This is a genomic window from Limibacterium fermenti, assembly GCF_041902845.1.
Classification (GTDB): Bacteria; Bacteroidota; Bacteroidia; order Bacteroidales; family Dysgonomonadaceae; genus Limibacterium; species Limibacterium fermenti.
The window spans coordinates 3,885,545-3,899,640 of record NZ_CP159486.1 but is presented as its reverse complement, the minus strand read 5'-3'; the positions used below and the strand labels follow the sequence as shown (position 1 = coordinate 3,899,640).

Sequence of the window (14,096 nt, the reverse complement as noted above, 5' to 3'; positions counted from 1 at the left end):
CGTTTGGCTGCTCTAAGCGGTGTAACGGATAAAAGACGAATGAAATAAAAAACCACGGCAGATAGCCGTTTGACGGGGAGGGGACAAAATATGAAACGTAGCTTATCTTATATTTCCGATCGAATCGAGGAGGAAATCCTCTCCTCCCGTCCTGTTTCGGGAGGCAGCATTTCATCGGCGTATCTGCTGGAAACAAAAGACAAAAAGTATCTGCTGAAAGTAAACGACCGCCCCGAAGCCGGAGCAATGTTCCACGCGGAACAATCGGGCTTGCAGGTGCTCGAAAGCACCGGAACAATCGCCGTTCCGCATGTTTACCTGACCGAGACAGTCGACGGAGAATCCTTTCTTTTGATGGACTTTATCGAAAGTAAGCATCCCGACCACACCGATTTCGAGCGGCTGGGCACGCATCTGGCGCACCTGCATTGTTATCCGCAAGAGCGCTTCGGATTTGAAGAAGATAATTTTATCGGACGGCTGCCGCAAAGCAATTCCCCGCACGACGATTGGCCGGCGTTTTATTGGTACGAACGCATCGCCCCGCAATGCCGCCTCGCGCTCAAGGCGCACCGGTTGCGCCCCGACGAAATTCCGGCCGAAGGTAAAGCCCTCCGCGTGTTCACCGATATCTTGGGAGAGGATGTTAAGCCTTCCCTGCTGCACGGCGACCTGTGGGGCGGTAATTACCTCGAGCAAATCGATCTCTATCAACTCTATTACCTTCTGGTACATCTCAACCTGTTCGGCAGCGGATATTACTCGTCCGTCGCGGCTATTTTAAAACGCTATTTTTGACAAGATAAAACAGTCCGTCATGGATTTATGGAAAAAGATACGTCTCCTCTTCGCTTTCCACCGCTATTTCCTGCCGACATCGCTAATCATCGACGGTGCTTGCATGTATCTGCTATATAGAAACGGCATGGGGGCATATTCGGTGCTTTTCTGGTTTAAAGTAGGCACACTGGCGGCCAGCGCCTATTTTATCAACGAATACAAAAGACACGAATATTACTATTTTTTCAACTTCGGATTATCGAAAAAGGCTCTGTGGATAAGTACCTTGTCTTTTGATATGTTCTTATTTTTTATCTTGATATTCATAACAGTACAATTTCTATGAGACACATCTTGGAGATCGACAGCGTCCGTTTACTATTCGGAGATCGACTTATCTTGTCGGATATTTACCTGAAAATCGAAACCGGACAAGTCGTCGGATTATTGGGGCGCAACGGTGAAGGAAAATCGAGCCTGATGCGCGTGGCTTTCGGCACCTTGCCGGCTGAAAAATCCGTCCGATGCGATGGCAAAACAATATTCGAAGCTTATAAACAGCCTCATCTTCTCGGCTATGTTCCGCAACATAATTTCATTCCTAAATCGATGACTTTAAGGCGCATTTTCAGGGAAAGGGATATCGATTTCGCTGCTTTTGGAAAGGATTTTCCAGAGGTACAACTCGATGGTGACACCGTACGATTGAAGGACCTCTCCGGAGGAACCGTCCGGCTCATCGAATTATATACGCTCATCCGCTCGGCATGCCGATTTGTGTTTCTCGACGAACCGTTTACCCATATCAGTCCGGTACAGATTTTAAAAATAAAAGCAATCATTGGCGAGGAACGTTCCCGTAAAGGATTTCTTATTACCGACCATCTCTATAAACATGTGGCGGATTTATCGGATACGATTTATATTCTTAAAAACGGCAAAAACCATCTTGTTTCCACGCTCTACGATATGAAAGAATCAGGATATATCGGTTAACAAATAATCGAAAGCTATTTCAGTCTCCCCGGGGTAATAGATGTTCCAATGCGATTACCGCCAAGCATCCCATCACAAAGCCGTTCCCCACAATAGGCCGGATAAGCGAAGGAATCGATTCGCTAAAGGATTCCGGAGCGAAGGCGATCAATACGGCCAACATCAACGGAAGACCTATCACAAGCCCGTCGTTGAACGATAGTTGCGTTTCTCCTTTGAACAGCATCTGCAATCCGGCGGACACCTGGCTGCTCATCACGTACAAGAGCACCGCCCCCATAACCGCCGACGGAATGGCCGTCAGCCAACCGATCACCCCCGGAACAAACGGGCATACCATTAACAAAGCTCCGGTTAGAATCAGCGGATAACGCGAGGCACATCGCGAGGAAGCAATCACACCGGGACTGAACGAATAATCGACCGCGCCGATCACTCCCGACACGCCCGCCAGCATGTTGAAGAACCCGGTCATCCGCACACCCCGGCGCGTGCGGTGTTCCAAATCAGGGGCATCGATCAGGGTACCGACGGAACGGATGGAACCGGCTTCGTTTACCAACAAAGCCATAAAGCAGAAGAGAAATGCAAGGAAAACAGAAAAATCAAACTCAGGCGTGATAAACAGATGATTCATAAGCACGCTTAAATCGAATGCCCCCTCGCCCGCTTCGTTCGCCGCCTGCCCCCCGAAGAAAAGGGGATAAATCAAACTTCCTCCGATAAACGCAATAAGCACCGCGCCCGACCTCCAGATTCCTCTCAGAATTTGATTGAGAACGACGATCGCCGCACAGAGGGACAGGGTGTACAGAAAATTGCCGAACGGTCTTCCATCGCTTCCTAACGACAGAGACACGACCAGCGGCATGATGGTGAAGGACACCAATAGCAGAATAACCACGATAACGCGCCGCGTAAACAGCTTTTGCACCCTATCGAACAGTTTCAGGTATGACAATAATACCAACAGCGCGCCACCTAATACTATCGACGTGTACACGGCTTCTTGTGAAGCGCCCGAACTACTGACAATTCCGATCAACAACACGGTAGCCGGGCCGATAAGCACCGGCAGGCGGTGCCCCCACAGAATTTGCGCGATAAGTCCCGCACCCGTTAAAACAAACACTTTACAGAGATAAGCCATTTGTATGCCGCTGTCTTCCGAAGTAAGTTTCGACGTTAAAGCGGATAGAATCACCAACGAAGGTAAAATTACACTGACCCATTGTAGCCCGAACAGCACAAACGCTTTCGGTTCGGGCTTATCTTCCAAACGATATTTCATTGTCCTATTTTTATTCTATATAGATGGCGACGGAATGCCCCTCGCCTACCCCCTCCAAACGGCATAAGCCGTCAAACGGGAAGCGGCGCCTTCAAAAAACCAAATAAGGCTTCAGCCGGGCGAGATCCTCTGCCGTAAATTCATCCAACAGCCCCAATTCCTCTATCGACTCCACACGTCCTTTGCGGCGGCGCAAGTCAATAATCACTTTCGCCTGCTTATAATCGATATACGGATGTCGCAACAATGAATCAAACGGAAGCTCGTTCACGTTCAGCCGGGAAAAATTGTCATCTTGCACCACAAAAGGCAAAATCTTTGCATATAGCTCCTCATCGATACCATACACTTCCTGTAGTTGCTTCTTCGAGTAGAATCCGCCCAACAAACGGCGGTATTTCACAATCCGGGCCGCATATGCGGAACCGATGCCGGGCACTTTTTTCCATATTGCCGTATCGGTTTCATTTAACGAAATCGTTTCCCCGGCAGCAAGTTTTACCGTTGAATGATATGCCGGCGTAAAATAAGTGCGCTTTCCAGCATTTGCATACAATTTTCCACTATCCGAAAGAAGACCCGGATGACGAACATCCCGACTCTTTTTGTATTGATGGTTATTATATGGATACTCTTCGCCACCGGTTGTCTGTAAGGACCGCCGGAAGTCTTCGAACTCCCGCTGCAAGGAATCCGTTCGGGCGATAATGACCGATGATGATTTCTTATTTGACAATAATATATTGATTATAAGCGTACACACAATCAGCAGAAGCAAAAGAAGGATGCCACGTCTCTCTTCCTTCCGAAAATACAGAAAATCATTCCACCGCATATCTTTCTATCCTTTTTCACGGTGTAAAGCTATTAAATTAATGGAAATCGTCAAAAATATTTCATCAAATTCGCGTTTCTCTTTTCTCCGTCTGCAAGAAATTGTACCTTTGAGCTTCAATAACAAAGAGTCACGACCTATCCACAGGGATTACATATGGTTTTAAATTATATTTGGATTGCTTTTTTTGTCATTGCCTTTGCAGTGGCGTTCATTAAACTGGTGTTCTTCGGCAACCTCGCTGTATTTACCGACATTATGAACTCGACCTATGACACGGCGAAGACCGGATTCGAGATTTCTCTCGGGCTTACGGGTGTGTTGTCGCTTTGGCTGGGCGTAATGAAAATCGGTGAACGCGGCGGCATGGTGCGGCTGTTTTCACGGGCGGCGGCGCCTTTGTTTTCGAAGCTCTTCCCGCAGATTCCCACAGGGCATCCTGCATCGGCTTCCATCCTGATGAACGTATCGGCCAATATGCTGGGGCTGGATAATGCCGCCACGCCTTTCGGGCTGAAAGCGATGAAAGAACTGCAAGAGATCAATCCCGATAAAGAACAGGCCTCCGACCCCATGATCATGTTTTTGGTGTTAAATGCTTCGGGACTGACACTCATTCCCGTCACCATTATGGTCTATCGGGCGCAGATGGGTTCTGCCAATCCGGCGGACGTATTTATCCCCATCATGATCGCCACCTTCATCTCGACATTGGCGGGAATGTTGGCTGTTTGCCTCAAACAGCGCATCAATATATTCAGCAAAGCCATCATGGGATTCCTTCTCGGGATGACGGCAATCATTGTCGCCACGGTAATGATCTTCCGTTCCATGCCTCAGGAACAAATCAACATGGCATCCGGATTGGTCGCGAATATTTTGTTGCTGACGATTATCGTGTCTTTTATTGTTAAAGCGATGATGAAGCGGGTAAATGTGTTCGACGCATTTATCGACGGGGCGAAGGACGGTTTTAAAACCGCCGTCACCATTATCCCCTATCTTATAGCCATACTGGTCGGTATCGGCGTATTCCGAGCTTCGGGGGCGATGGATTTTTTGATGGACGGACTGCGCGATCTGGTAGCGATGACGGGCATGGATACCCGATGGGTCGATGCCATGCCCACCGCCTTGATGAAACCGCTGAGCGGAAGCGGCGCACGGGGCATGATGATCGATACGATGGCGACATTCGGCGCCGATTCGTTCGCGGGACGTTTATCAGCGCTTTTTCAGGGCGCTACCGACACGACATTCTATATCGTTGCTGTTTACTACGGCGCGGTGAACATCAAAAACTCGCGCTATACCGTTCCTTATGCCCTTTTGGCGGATTTGGCAGGCATTGTGGCGGCGATATTTGTCGGCTACCTGTTCTTCGGCTAAGAAATAGAGGATTCTAAATGCAAATAAACGTTAATTATGGCAATCACTTTTCAAGCGGAAGGCGTAAAGCTTCCTCCCATTAAAAAAAGAAAAACGGCGGAATGGATTCAGTCCGTCGCCAAGGAATACGGCAAGCAAGCAGGCTCGCTTTCCTATTTGTTCTGTTCGGACGAGAAAATACTCGAAGTAAACAGGCACTATTTACAACATGATTTTTATACGGATATTATCACTTTCGACTATACGGAAGAAGACATCCTCGCAGGCGATATTATCATTAGCGTCGACACCGTGCATTCGAATGCGGAAAAATTCGGGACGCTCTTTGCCGAGGAGTTGAACAGGGTAATCATCCACGGCGTTCTGCATCTTTGCGGCATCAACGACAAAACCGAGGACGACGCAAAGAGGATGCGCGAAGCCGAAGAGAAAGCCTTGCAAATGCTCCGAACGAGATGAATCCGTCTAACGGTTCCCGGACGTTTGGCGGATGGAGAGAAGCAACTCGGCCAATCTCTTATCAATCTTTTTTTCGTATCTTTGTATGCTTATAAATAACAGATGAATTCTTCTTATGATATAATTGTTGTCGGCGCCGGACACGCCGGCTGCGAGGCAGCTACGGCCACGGCCAAGTTGGGCTCGCGCACGTTGCTCATCACAATGGATATGAACAAAATTGCGCAGATGAGCTCCTGACTTCGTCAACGATTCACCCTAAAAAGCATCTTCAAAAAGTTTAGCCAACTTTTTCTGCTTGTCTGTTAAAAGGAGTACCCTTTTTATCGTCTCGTTCGTGTTGGGGAGTTTGATAACTATTGTAGTAATAGTTCCGGCAATGTAAATAGCTTTATCTGGAGTAACATCGCTCCCCATTTCATAAAGAAGCCTTTCCAGTTCTTTGTAAACTTTATAGGCTGCAAAACAAATGCAGATATGTGCCTCTATCCTTCTGCTTGTAAAATGGAAGATGGGACGTATTTCCAGTTTTGACTTGGCAATACGAAAAGCATTTTCAATCATCCATAAATGCGAATAATTGGCATATACTTCTTTTGCCGGAAGCCTTGTATTGGTGATGTATCCTTTTAGTCCATCCCAACGGGAGTCTTGTTCAAACAATTCGTAGTCTATGGAAACCCGGACTTCCCCCTCCATTTTCAAGTATTTATTATAACCCCGTTTGTTGATGCTTGACTTGGTCAGCTTTTTAGAACGGTGTAATTTTTCCAACCTGCGGATGCCTTTTTCCCTATTGTATTTGTCCTTGTCCGCTCTTTTTTGACTGTAGCCGACAATCAGGCGTACGCCTTCCGCTTTGGAGTATTCAGAAAATTCCCTGTCTTCCAGGTTAAGGGAAAGAACCCAGTCCTTGACCCTGTTGGATTCATTTTTTATTTTCCCCCCGATAATATATTGATAGCCGCCCTCTTGCAAGGCTTCTATATTTGCATGGGTCATTAACCCGGAGTCCGCAACTACAATAGCATCCGATATATCATGTTTCCCGGTAAAATCTTTCACCACTTTAAGCATGGTATGCCCTTCGAACTTATTCCCTTCAAATATTTCATACGTTAACGGATAGCCGCCTAAACTCACTAACAGGCCTAATACAATCTGCGGGTTTTGATGTTTTCCTTCTTTAGAAAACCCCGTCTTGCGCAAGTCATCTCCATGATCTGTTTCAAAATATATGGTAGTGACATCATAAAAGACAATCCCGATAACGCCTCCTAAAATGTGCTTTGTATGATCGGTGCTTATCCGTTGAACCTCTCCTTTATGGGTATTATATAATTTGTCCATATAACGGTATATGTTGGACAAATCAATATCTTCATCATAATAGTCCTTCAGATATTCCACCGTTGCCCGCTTGCTGGAGGGAAAACTCAAGCGTGAAAGAACCAAATGCCTGAATACAGGGTCATCTATCGAATTAAAACCGATACGGTCAAATATATTGCCCAACAAGAGTTCCGTCCCGTTAATCAGGAGTTGTTCGATATTGTTCAGAAGGCGTTCCGTTTGCTCACGTTCTTCGAACAAGTCGAGCTCCGGTGAACAAGTGTGAGATTTTATCCATGCTTTTCCTTTTTGGCATAATCGCGCTATTTCAAAGGGATTTTCACTAACACCGATAGTGACTAATTCTTTGAACTTACCCCCGCTTTTATCGACAACAACGACAGAAGTGGTTCCCGATTTATTCTTTCGTTTTCGTATAAACATGAATCGAAAGTAATAAAAATAGCCGATTCACCCAAAACAGGCTAAACGAAAATTTAGTAAGCTAAAAATCAAAGAATTGAAAAACAAAAGATAAAAAGTGACGAAGTCAGGAAAAAGAAAAACGGCGGAATGGATTCAGTCCGTCGCCAAGGAATACGGCAAGCAAGCAGGCTCGCTTTCCTATTTGTTCTGTTCGGACGAGAAAATACTCGAAGTAAACAGGCACTATTTACAACATGATTTTTATACGGATATTATCACTTTCGACTATACGGAAGAAGACATCCTCGCAGGCGATATTATCATTAGCGTCGACACCGTGCATTCGAATGCGGAAAAATTCGGGACGCTCTTTGCCGAGGAGTTGAACAGGGTAATCATCCACGGCGTTCTGCATCTTTGCGGCATCAACGACAAAACCGAGGACGACGCAAAGAGGATGCGCGAAGCCGAAGAGAAAGCCTTGCAAATGCTCCGAACGAGATGAATCCGTCTAACGGTTCCCGGACGTTTGGCGGATGGAGAGAAGCAACTCGGCCAATCTCTTATCAATCTTTTTTTCGTATCTTTGTATGCTTATAAATAACAGATGAATTCTTCTTATGATATAATTGTTGTCGGCGCCGGACACGCCGGCTGCGAGGCAGCTACGGCCACGGCCAAGTTGGGCTCGCGCACGTTGCTCATCACAATGGATATGAACAAAATTGCGCAGATGAGCTGCAACCCGGCGGTCGGCGGTATCGCCAAAGGACAGATCGTCCGCGAAATCGATGCTTTGGGCGGGAATATGGGAATCGTGAGCGACAAAACCGCAGTTCAGTTCCGCATGTTAAACCGCTCAAAAGGCCCCGCGATGTGGAGCCCGAGGGTGCAAAGCGATCGCGCAAAGTTTATCGAAACGTGGCGCGATCTCATTGAAAACACCCCCAATTTATATATGTGGCAGGATACCGTAACGGAATTACGCATTGAAAACGGCGCCGTAACAGGAGTGAAAACACGCATGGGGATGGAGTTTTCGGCGAAGGCCGTCGTTCTGACTACCGGCACATTTCTAAACGGGCTGATCCATATCGGGAAAGTCCGCATTAACGGCGGGCGTATTTCCGAGCCGGCTTCTTCGGGTATTACCGAACAGTTGAAGGCGTTGGGATTCCGTACCGACCGTATGAAAACGGGGACTCCCGTACGCATTGACGGACGGAGTGTCGATTTCTCGCAAATGGAAGAACAAAAAGGAGAAGACGATTTTCACAAGTTCTCCTACCTTCCGGATATCCACCGTTCGCTTACGCAACGCAGTTGTTGGATGACGTACACCTCCGAAGCGGTACACGCTGTGCTCCGCGCCGACCTGCACGACTCGCCTCTTTACAATGGGCAGATCAAAAGCATCGGGCCCCGCTATTGTCCAAGCATCGAAACAAAGATCGTGACATTCTCCGAAAAAACAAGCCACCTGCTCTTTCTTGAGCCGGAAGGAGAAACCACGCAAGAATATTATCTCAACGGATTCTCCTCTTCCCTACCCTTACAGACCCAAATAAATGCGTTGCAACAGATCCCGGCTTTCCGAGATGTACACATCTTCCGGCCGGGATACGCCATCGAATATGATTTCTTCGATCCGACACAGTTGCGGGCGACGCTTGAAACCAAGCCGGTAAAAAATCTGTTCTTTGCGGGACAAATTAACGGCACGACCGGTTATGAAGAAGCGGGAGGACAAGGTTTGATTGCAGGGATAAACGCGCACATCAACTGTCATGGAGGCGCTCCTTTCGTGCTCCACCGCGACGAAGCGTATATCGGCGTATTGATAGACGATTTAATTACGAAAGGAGTCGACGAACCGTACAGGATGTTTACGTCCCGCGCGGAATACCGAATCCTTTTAAGGCAAGATAACGCCGACGAACGCCTGACCGAAAAAGGTTACGCAATAGGATTAGCATCCGAAGAACGGCGTTCGTTGCTGCAAAAGAAAGAAGAACAAGTTAAACGGATCGTCGATTTCGTCTCCGATTTCCCCATTAAAGCGGATCGCATGAATTCCTTCCTCGAATCGATCGGGAGCTCCCCTTTAAAGCAAGGCGTAAAACTTATCGACCTTCTTGGCCGTCCGCATATCGACATACGGGTCATGCAAGAGCAGGTAGCCCCGCTGAAGGAGTTGTTAGAGTCCATCGGCGATCGCCGAGAAGAAATCATCGAGTCGGCCGACATTCATATAAAATATAACGGATATATTAAACGGGAACGGATCATGGCGGACAAAATAACCCGCCTCGAAGATATCTATATTAAGGATAAATTTGATTACAACGGGATACAATCCTTATCCACCGAAGCCCGGCAAAAGCTCACAAGGATTAATCCGGAAACTATCGCACAAGCAAGCCGCATTCCCGGCGTTTCGCCAAACGATATATCCGTCCTCTTAATATTACTCGGGCGATAACGCCTCTTTGTTCCACGTGGAACAATTCAAAAAAAAGAAGAACAAAACAACGAAATAATGAGTATTGAAACATTAACAGCAGCAGTAAGAAACATCCCTGATTTTCCTATAGAGGGAATACAATTTAAAGATATCACCACCCTCTTTCAATCGGCGGAGCATTTGAAAGAGCTCTCCGATATCTTATACGAGCGGTACAAGGATAAAGGGATTACGAAAGTAGTAGGGATCGAATCGCGAGGCTTTTTCATGGGCCCGGCAACAGCCATAAAGCTCGGAGCAGGATTTGTCCCGATAAGAAAGCCGGGGAAACTTCCCTATAAAATTATCGAGGAAAAATATACGAAAGAATATGGCGAAGATTGCATACAAATACATGAAGATGCCCTTACGGAAAACGACGTGGTGCTGATTCATGACGATCTTCTGGCAACCGGAGGCACCATGCTGGCGGCATATAATCTGGTAAAAAAGCTGCATGTTTCAAAAATATACATCAACTTCCTGATCGAACTGGAAGACCTGAAAGCCCGCGAACTGTTCCCAAAAGAAGTCGAATTGGATACGATTCTTAAATTCTCGGTTTAACGTAAATGACGGAAGAGATACAAAACATACTCAAAGTGATTCCCCAGCAACCCGGATGCTATCAATTCTTAGATGCATCCGGGAAGGTGATTTATGTGGGAAAAGCGAAGAATCTGAAAAGAAGAGTATCGTCGTATTTCAACAAATATCAAGAGAACCCCAAAACACGCGTACTCGTAAAAAACATCCGCAACATAAAATATATCGTTGTGGATACCGAAGAAGATACCTTCTTGCTGGAAAATAATCTCATCAAGGACCTTCAACCGAGGTACAACGTGATGTTGAAAGACGACAAAACATATCCTTCCATCGTCGTTAAAAATGAATTTTTTCCACGGGTGTTTCAAACACGGAATATTGTCAAAGACGGCTCGAAATATTTCGGTCCTTACACCTCTGTAATGGCGGTGCGGGCTTTGCTCGAACTATTCCGCAAGACCTACAAGGTGCGTACCTGCCGGTTAAACCTGACACCCGAGAATATCGCCGCCGGCAAATTCAAAGTCTGCCTGGAATACCATATAAAAAGATGTGAAGGCCCGTGCGAAGGACTTCAGTCTTTAAGTGATTACAATAAAAACATCGCTGAAATCATACAGATTCTAAAGGGCAACATTGGGATTATCGAAAAGCAAATTTTGGATGAAATAGACGGGTGTGTCAAAGATCTTCGTTTTGAAGAAGCCCATATACTGAAAGAGAAGTTGCTGTTGATTCGCAACTTCAAAGAAAAATCGCTTGTAACAACCAATATCAACTATAACATCGACGTATTTGCGTTTGAGGAAGACCTGAATGCCGCATACATCAATTACCTTCACGTCGTAAACGGATCCATCAATCAAGCCTATACGTTCGAACTAAAAAAGAAGTTGGACGAAACGCCAGAGGAATTACTCGGAATAGGAATTATGGAAATGCGACAACGGTTTGAAAGCGAATCGAAGGAGATCGTCGTTCCATTTCTTCCCGACCTGCTTTTAAAGGATACCGAATTTACCATTCCTCAACGAGGCGACAAAAAGAAACTGTTGGAGCTTTCGGAGAAGAATGTAAAGCAATACAAGATCGATAAGCTCAAAAAAGCGGAGATGCTCAACCCGGAACAACGAACGACCCGCATCTTAAAAACGGTGCAAAAGGATTTGCATCTGAAAGATATTCCCTGGCATATCGAATGTTTCGACAATTCAAACATTCAAGGGACAAATCCGGTGGCTGCCTGCGTAGTGTTTAAAAAAGCTAAACCGTCGAAAAAAGATTATAAACATTTTAACATTAAAACCGTCGAGGGTCCCGATGATTTCGCATCAATGCGCGAAATTGTAGAAAGACGCTATTCTCGCTTGCTTAACGAAGGCGAAAACATACCACAACTCATTGTTATTGATGGAGGTAAAGGGCAATTACACGCTGCTGTGGAATCGCTTCAGAAAATCGGCCTTTATGGAAAAGTAGGCATTATCGGCATCGCGAAGCGGCTGGAGGAAATTTATTTCCCCGAAGATTCCGTTCCGTTGTACATCGACAAAAATTCGGAGACGTTAAAACTAATCCAACATCTCCGAGACGAAGCGCATCGTTTCGGCATCACCTTCCATCGACAAAAAAGAAGTAAATCGCAATTGACTTCCGAACTCGATACCATTAAAGGAATCGGTACGGAAACGAAAAAGAAACTCCTCTCCCACTTCAAAAGCATCAAGCGCATAAAAGAAGCCGAGCAACAGGAAGTCGAAGAGGTGATCGGAAAGGCGAAAGCAAAATTAATATCGGATCATTTTAAAGAGAAAGCATAAAGCATGCGTATAATCATTCAACGGGTATCGGAGGCTTCCGTCACCATCGCCGGAGAGAAAATCAGCGAAATCAAACAGGGGCTTCTGCTGTTTGTCGGCATAGAAAACGGCGACACCGAAGAAGATCTGCTCTATTTGACTCATAAAACGGTTAATTTGCGTATATTTGACGACGAAAAAGGAATCATGAACCGTTCGATCCTCGACATCGGGGGAGAGGCGCTCGTAGTGTCGCAATTCACGTTACATGCCGCCACGAAAAAGGGTAACCGCCCGTCGTACATCCACGCCGCGAAGCCGGAGATATCGCAACCGATGTACAACCGGTTTTGCGAAACGCTCGAACGGCTTCTTCACAGGGAAGTAAAAACCGGCCGCTTCGGCGCCGACATGAAAGTGGCACTCGTGAACGACGGCCCCGTAACCATCTGGATAGACTCTAAAAACAAAGAATAGCGATGACGATAAAGGAAGCTCAACAACAAGTAGATGAATGGATAAAAACGTACGGAGTACGCTATTTCGACGAACTCACCAACATGGCCATCCTCACCGAGGAAGTGGGGGAAGTGGCGCGAATTATGGCACGTACCTACGGCGACCAATCGTTTAAGAAATCGGACCGGGAAAAAGATCTTCCCGACGAAATGGCCGATGTCCTTTGGGTGCTTATCTGCTTGGCAAACCAGACAGGAATAGATTTGGAGGATGCTTTTCGGAAAAACCTCGAAAAGAAAACCCGGCGCGACGCTACACGACATAAGCAAAATCCCAAATTAACCGATACGAACGGAACGAATCAATAAAACAACAAACATATATTCAATCAACAAACAATATAAGCCTTATGCACGAAATAAGTAAATATCAAACAGCGTTAAACAACCATCCTTTCACGTTAAGCGATGAAGAGGTTTCGAAAAGGGTACGAGCCATTCTCTCCGAGAAACGCGCCGAGAACGACAATCAAAAGGTTTACAGAGAACTATATTCCTGCATCGACATGACCACACTCAACTCGACCGATACGCGCGATCATGTATGGAAATTCACCCAAAAAGTAAATGACTTCGAAGGCTCGAATGTCGAAGTGGAAAATGTCGCCGCTATTTGTGTCTATCCCAACTTTGTCAAAACGGTTAAAGAAGCATTGACTGCCGATGTGAAGATCGCTTCGGTGTGTGCCGGATTCCCTTCCTCTCAAACGTTTAGCGAGATAAAAACGGTTGAAACGGCACTGGCTGTGGCCGATGGCGCGGACGAAATAGATATAGTCATCAACCTCGGATTATTCCTGAGTGATGACTACGAAGAACTCTGCGAAGAATTGATAGAAATAAAAGAGGCTTGTCACGAAGCAAAACTCAAAATCATCCTCGAAACCGGAGCCCTTCAATCGGCTGAAAAGATTCATAAAGCATCCATTCTTTCGTTGTATTCCGGAGCCGATTTTCTAAAGACATCCACGGGCAAAGTCTATAGCGGCGCAACTCCCGAAGCGGCATACGTGATGTGCCTCGCCATCAAGTCGTATTTCAAAAAGACCGGCTTCAAAGCAGGCATAAAAATTGCGGGCGGGGTGGCTTCCGTCGAAGATGCCGTTACGTATTACACGTTGGTGCGCGAGGTATTGGGCAATGAATGGTGCCACAAAGACCTGTTCCGCATCGGAGCCAGCCGGTTGGCCGATACACTGCTCAAAGCCATCGGGTAATG

General features: G+C 46.4%; 15 protein-coding genes and 1 pseudogene. 13 read left to right on the top strand and 3 right to left on the bottom strand.

Annotated elements, in window-relative coordinates:
• Positions 1-90: 90 nt before the first annotated feature.
• Genes ABNK31_RS16790 through ABNK31_RS16780 form a run of 3 tightly spaced genes read left to right on the top strand, consistent with a single transcriptional unit; the run spans position 91 to position 1,776 of the window.
• Positions 91-798 (top strand): fructosamine kinase family protein, encoded by a 708-nt coding sequence (locus ABNK31_RS16790; RefSeq protein WP_418893573.1) that lies wholly within the window; start codon positions 91-93, stop codon positions 796-798.
• 19 nt (positions 799-817) lie between these two features.
• Entirely contained in the window at positions 818-1,126 is a 309-nt protein-coding gene (locus ABNK31_RS16785; protein ID WP_418893572.1) for a hypothetical protein, read from the top strand.
• Positions 1,123-1,776, top strand: a complete 654-nt coding sequence (locus ABNK31_RS16780; protein ID WP_418893571.1) for an ATP-binding cassette domain-containing protein — start codon at positions 1,123-1,125, stop codon at positions 1,774-1,776. The genes ABNK31_RS16785 and ABNK31_RS16780 overlap by 4 nt, the downstream gene beginning before the upstream one ends.
• Before the next feature lie 19 nt (positions 1,777-1,795).
• Here the strand turns inward: ABNK31_RS16780 and ABNK31_RS16775 are convergent, their stop codons facing one another.
• Together ABNK31_RS16775 and ABNK31_RS16770 are read right to left on the bottom strand one after the other, a co-directional pair.
• Entirely contained in the window at positions 1,796-3,067 is a 1,272-nt protein-coding gene (locus ABNK31_RS16775; protein ID WP_418893570.1) for a uracil-xanthine permease family protein, read from the bottom strand.
• 91 nt (positions 3,068-3,158) lie between these two features.
• Complete coding sequence (locus ABNK31_RS16770; protein WP_418893569.1) at positions 3,159-3,902, bottom strand: ComEA family DNA-binding protein; 744 nt, start codon at positions 3,900-3,902, stop codon at positions 3,159-3,161.
• A 156-nt stretch (positions 3,903-4,058) separates the two neighbouring features.
• Between ABNK31_RS16770 and ABNK31_RS16765 the strand changes: the two genes are divergently transcribed.
• From ABNK31_RS16765 to ABNK31_RS16755, 3 genes and pseudogenes are all read left to right on the top strand, one after another.
• Positions 4,059-5,291 carry a nucleoside recognition domain-containing protein gene (locus ABNK31_RS16765; protein ID WP_418893568.1) on the top strand — a complete coding sequence of 411 codons (1,233 nt, stop codon included), beginning with the start codon at positions 4,059-4,061 and terminating at the stop codon, positions 5,289-5,291.
• Between the two features lie 36 nt (positions 5,292-5,327).
• Entirely contained in the window at positions 5,328-5,750 is a 423-nt protein-coding gene (gene ybeY, locus ABNK31_RS16760; RefSeq protein WP_418893567.1) for an rRNA maturation RNase YbeY, read from the top strand.
• Positions 5,751-5,852: 102 nt separating this feature from the next.
• Positions 5,853-5,984, top strand: a pseudogene (locus ABNK31_RS16755) (FAD-dependent oxidoreductase); the annotation flags it as partial.
• 24 nt (positions 5,985-6,008) lie between these two features.
• Here ABNK31_RS16755 and ABNK31_RS16750 read toward each other — a convergent pair.
• Positions 6,009-7,526, bottom strand: a complete 1,518-nt coding sequence (locus ABNK31_RS16750; protein ID WP_418893566.1) for an IS1634 family transposase — start codon at positions 7,524-7,526, stop codon at positions 6,009-6,011.
• Between the two features lie 97 nt (positions 7,527-7,623).
• Between ABNK31_RS16750 and ybeY (ABNK31_RS16745) the strand changes: the two genes are divergently transcribed.
• From ybeY (ABNK31_RS16745) to deoC, 7 genes are all read left to right on the top strand, one after another.
• Positions 7,624-8,013: an rRNA maturation RNase YbeY gene (ybeY, locus tag ABNK31_RS16745; protein ID WP_418893565.1), complete on the top strand. Its 390-nt coding sequence runs from the start codon at positions 7,624-7,626 to the stop codon at positions 8,011-8,013.
• Positions 8,014-8,115: 102 nt separating this feature from the next.
• Entirely contained in the window at positions 8,116-9,990 is a 1,875-nt protein-coding gene (gene mnmG / locus ABNK31_RS16740; protein WP_418893564.1) for a tRNA uridine-5-carboxymethylaminomethyl(34) synthesis enzyme MnmG, read from the top strand.
• Positions 9,991-10,047: 57 nt separating this feature from the next.
• A complete protein-coding gene (locus tag ABNK31_RS16735; RefSeq protein WP_418893563.1) occupies positions 10,048-10,578 on the top strand; it encodes an adenine phosphoribosyltransferase in 531 nt (176 codons plus the stop codon).
• A 5-nt stretch (positions 10,579-10,583) separates the two neighbouring features.
• Positions 10,584-12,380, top strand: coding sequence for an excinuclease ABC subunit UvrC (gene uvrC, locus ABNK31_RS16730; RefSeq protein ID WP_418893562.1), 1,797 nt, complete (start codon positions 10,584-10,586; stop codon positions 12,378-12,380).
• A 3-nt stretch (positions 12,381-12,383) separates the two neighbouring features.
• Positions 12,384-12,836, top strand: coding sequence for a D-aminoacyl-tRNA deacylase (gene dtd / locus ABNK31_RS16725; protein ID WP_418893561.1), 453 nt, complete (start codon positions 12,384-12,386; stop codon positions 12,834-12,836).
• Between the two features lie 2 nt (positions 12,837-12,838).
• Positions 12,839-13,186: a nucleotide pyrophosphohydrolase gene (locus tag ABNK31_RS16720; protein WP_418893560.1), complete on the top strand. Its 348-nt coding sequence runs from the start codon at positions 12,839-12,841 to the stop codon at positions 13,184-13,186.
• Positions 13,187-13,200: 14 nt separating this feature from the next.
• On the top strand, positions 13,201-14,094 hold the full coding sequence (gene deoC, locus ABNK31_RS16715; RefSeq protein ID WP_418895437.1) for a deoxyribose-phosphate aldolase: 894 nt from the start codon (positions 13,201-13,203) through the stop codon (positions 14,092-14,094).
• The last annotated feature ends 2 nt before the right edge of the window (positions 14,095-14,096 follow it).

Coding starts and splice junctions, on each gene's coding strand:
- dtd (WP_418893561.1), top strand. CDS start 12,384: ATGCGTATAATCATTCAACGGGTATCGGAGGCTTCCGTCACCATCGCC.
- ABNK31_RS16735 (WP_418893563.1), top strand. CDS start 10,048: ATGAGTATTGAAACATTAACAGCAGCAGTAAGAAACATCCCTGATTTT.
- ABNK31_RS16790 (WP_418893573.1), top strand. CDS start 91: ATGAAACGTAGCTTATCTTATATTTCCGATCGAATCGAGGAGGAAATC.
- uvrC (WP_418893562.1), top strand. CDS start 10,584: ATGACGGAAGAGATACAAAACATACTCAAAGTGATTCCCCAGCAACCC.
- ABNK31_RS16780 (WP_418893571.1), top strand. CDS start 1,123: ATGAGACACATCTTGGAGATCGACAGCGTCCGTTTACTATTCGGAGAT.
- ABNK31_RS16785 (WP_418893572.1), top strand. CDS start 818: ATGGATTTATGGAAAAAGATACGTCTCCTCTTCGCTTTCCACCGCTAT.
- ybeY (WP_418893567.1), top strand. CDS start 5,328: ATGGCAATCACTTTTCAAGCGGAAGGCGTAAAGCTTCCTCCCATTAAA.
- ABNK31_RS16765 (WP_418893568.1), top strand. CDS start 4,059: ATGGTTTTAAATTATATTTGGATTGCTTTTTTTGTCATTGCCTTTGCA.
- ABNK31_RS16720 (WP_418893560.1), top strand. CDS start 12,839: ATGACGATAAAGGAAGCTCAACAACAAGTAGATGAATGGATAAAAACG.
- ABNK31_RS16770 (WP_418893569.1), bottom strand. CDS start 3,902: ATGCGGTGGAATGATTTTCTGTATTTTCGGAAGGAAGAGAGACGTGGC.
- ABNK31_RS16750 (WP_418893566.1), bottom strand. CDS start 7,526: ATGTTTATACGAAAACGAAAGAATAAATCGGGAACCACTTCTGTCGTT.
- ABNK31_RS16775 (WP_418893570.1), bottom strand. CDS start 3,067: ATGAAATATCGTTTGGAAGATAAGCCCGAACCGAAAGCGTTTGTGCTG.
- mnmG (WP_418893564.1), top strand. CDS start 8,116: ATGAATTCTTCTTATGATATAATTGTTGTCGGCGCCGGACACGCCGGC.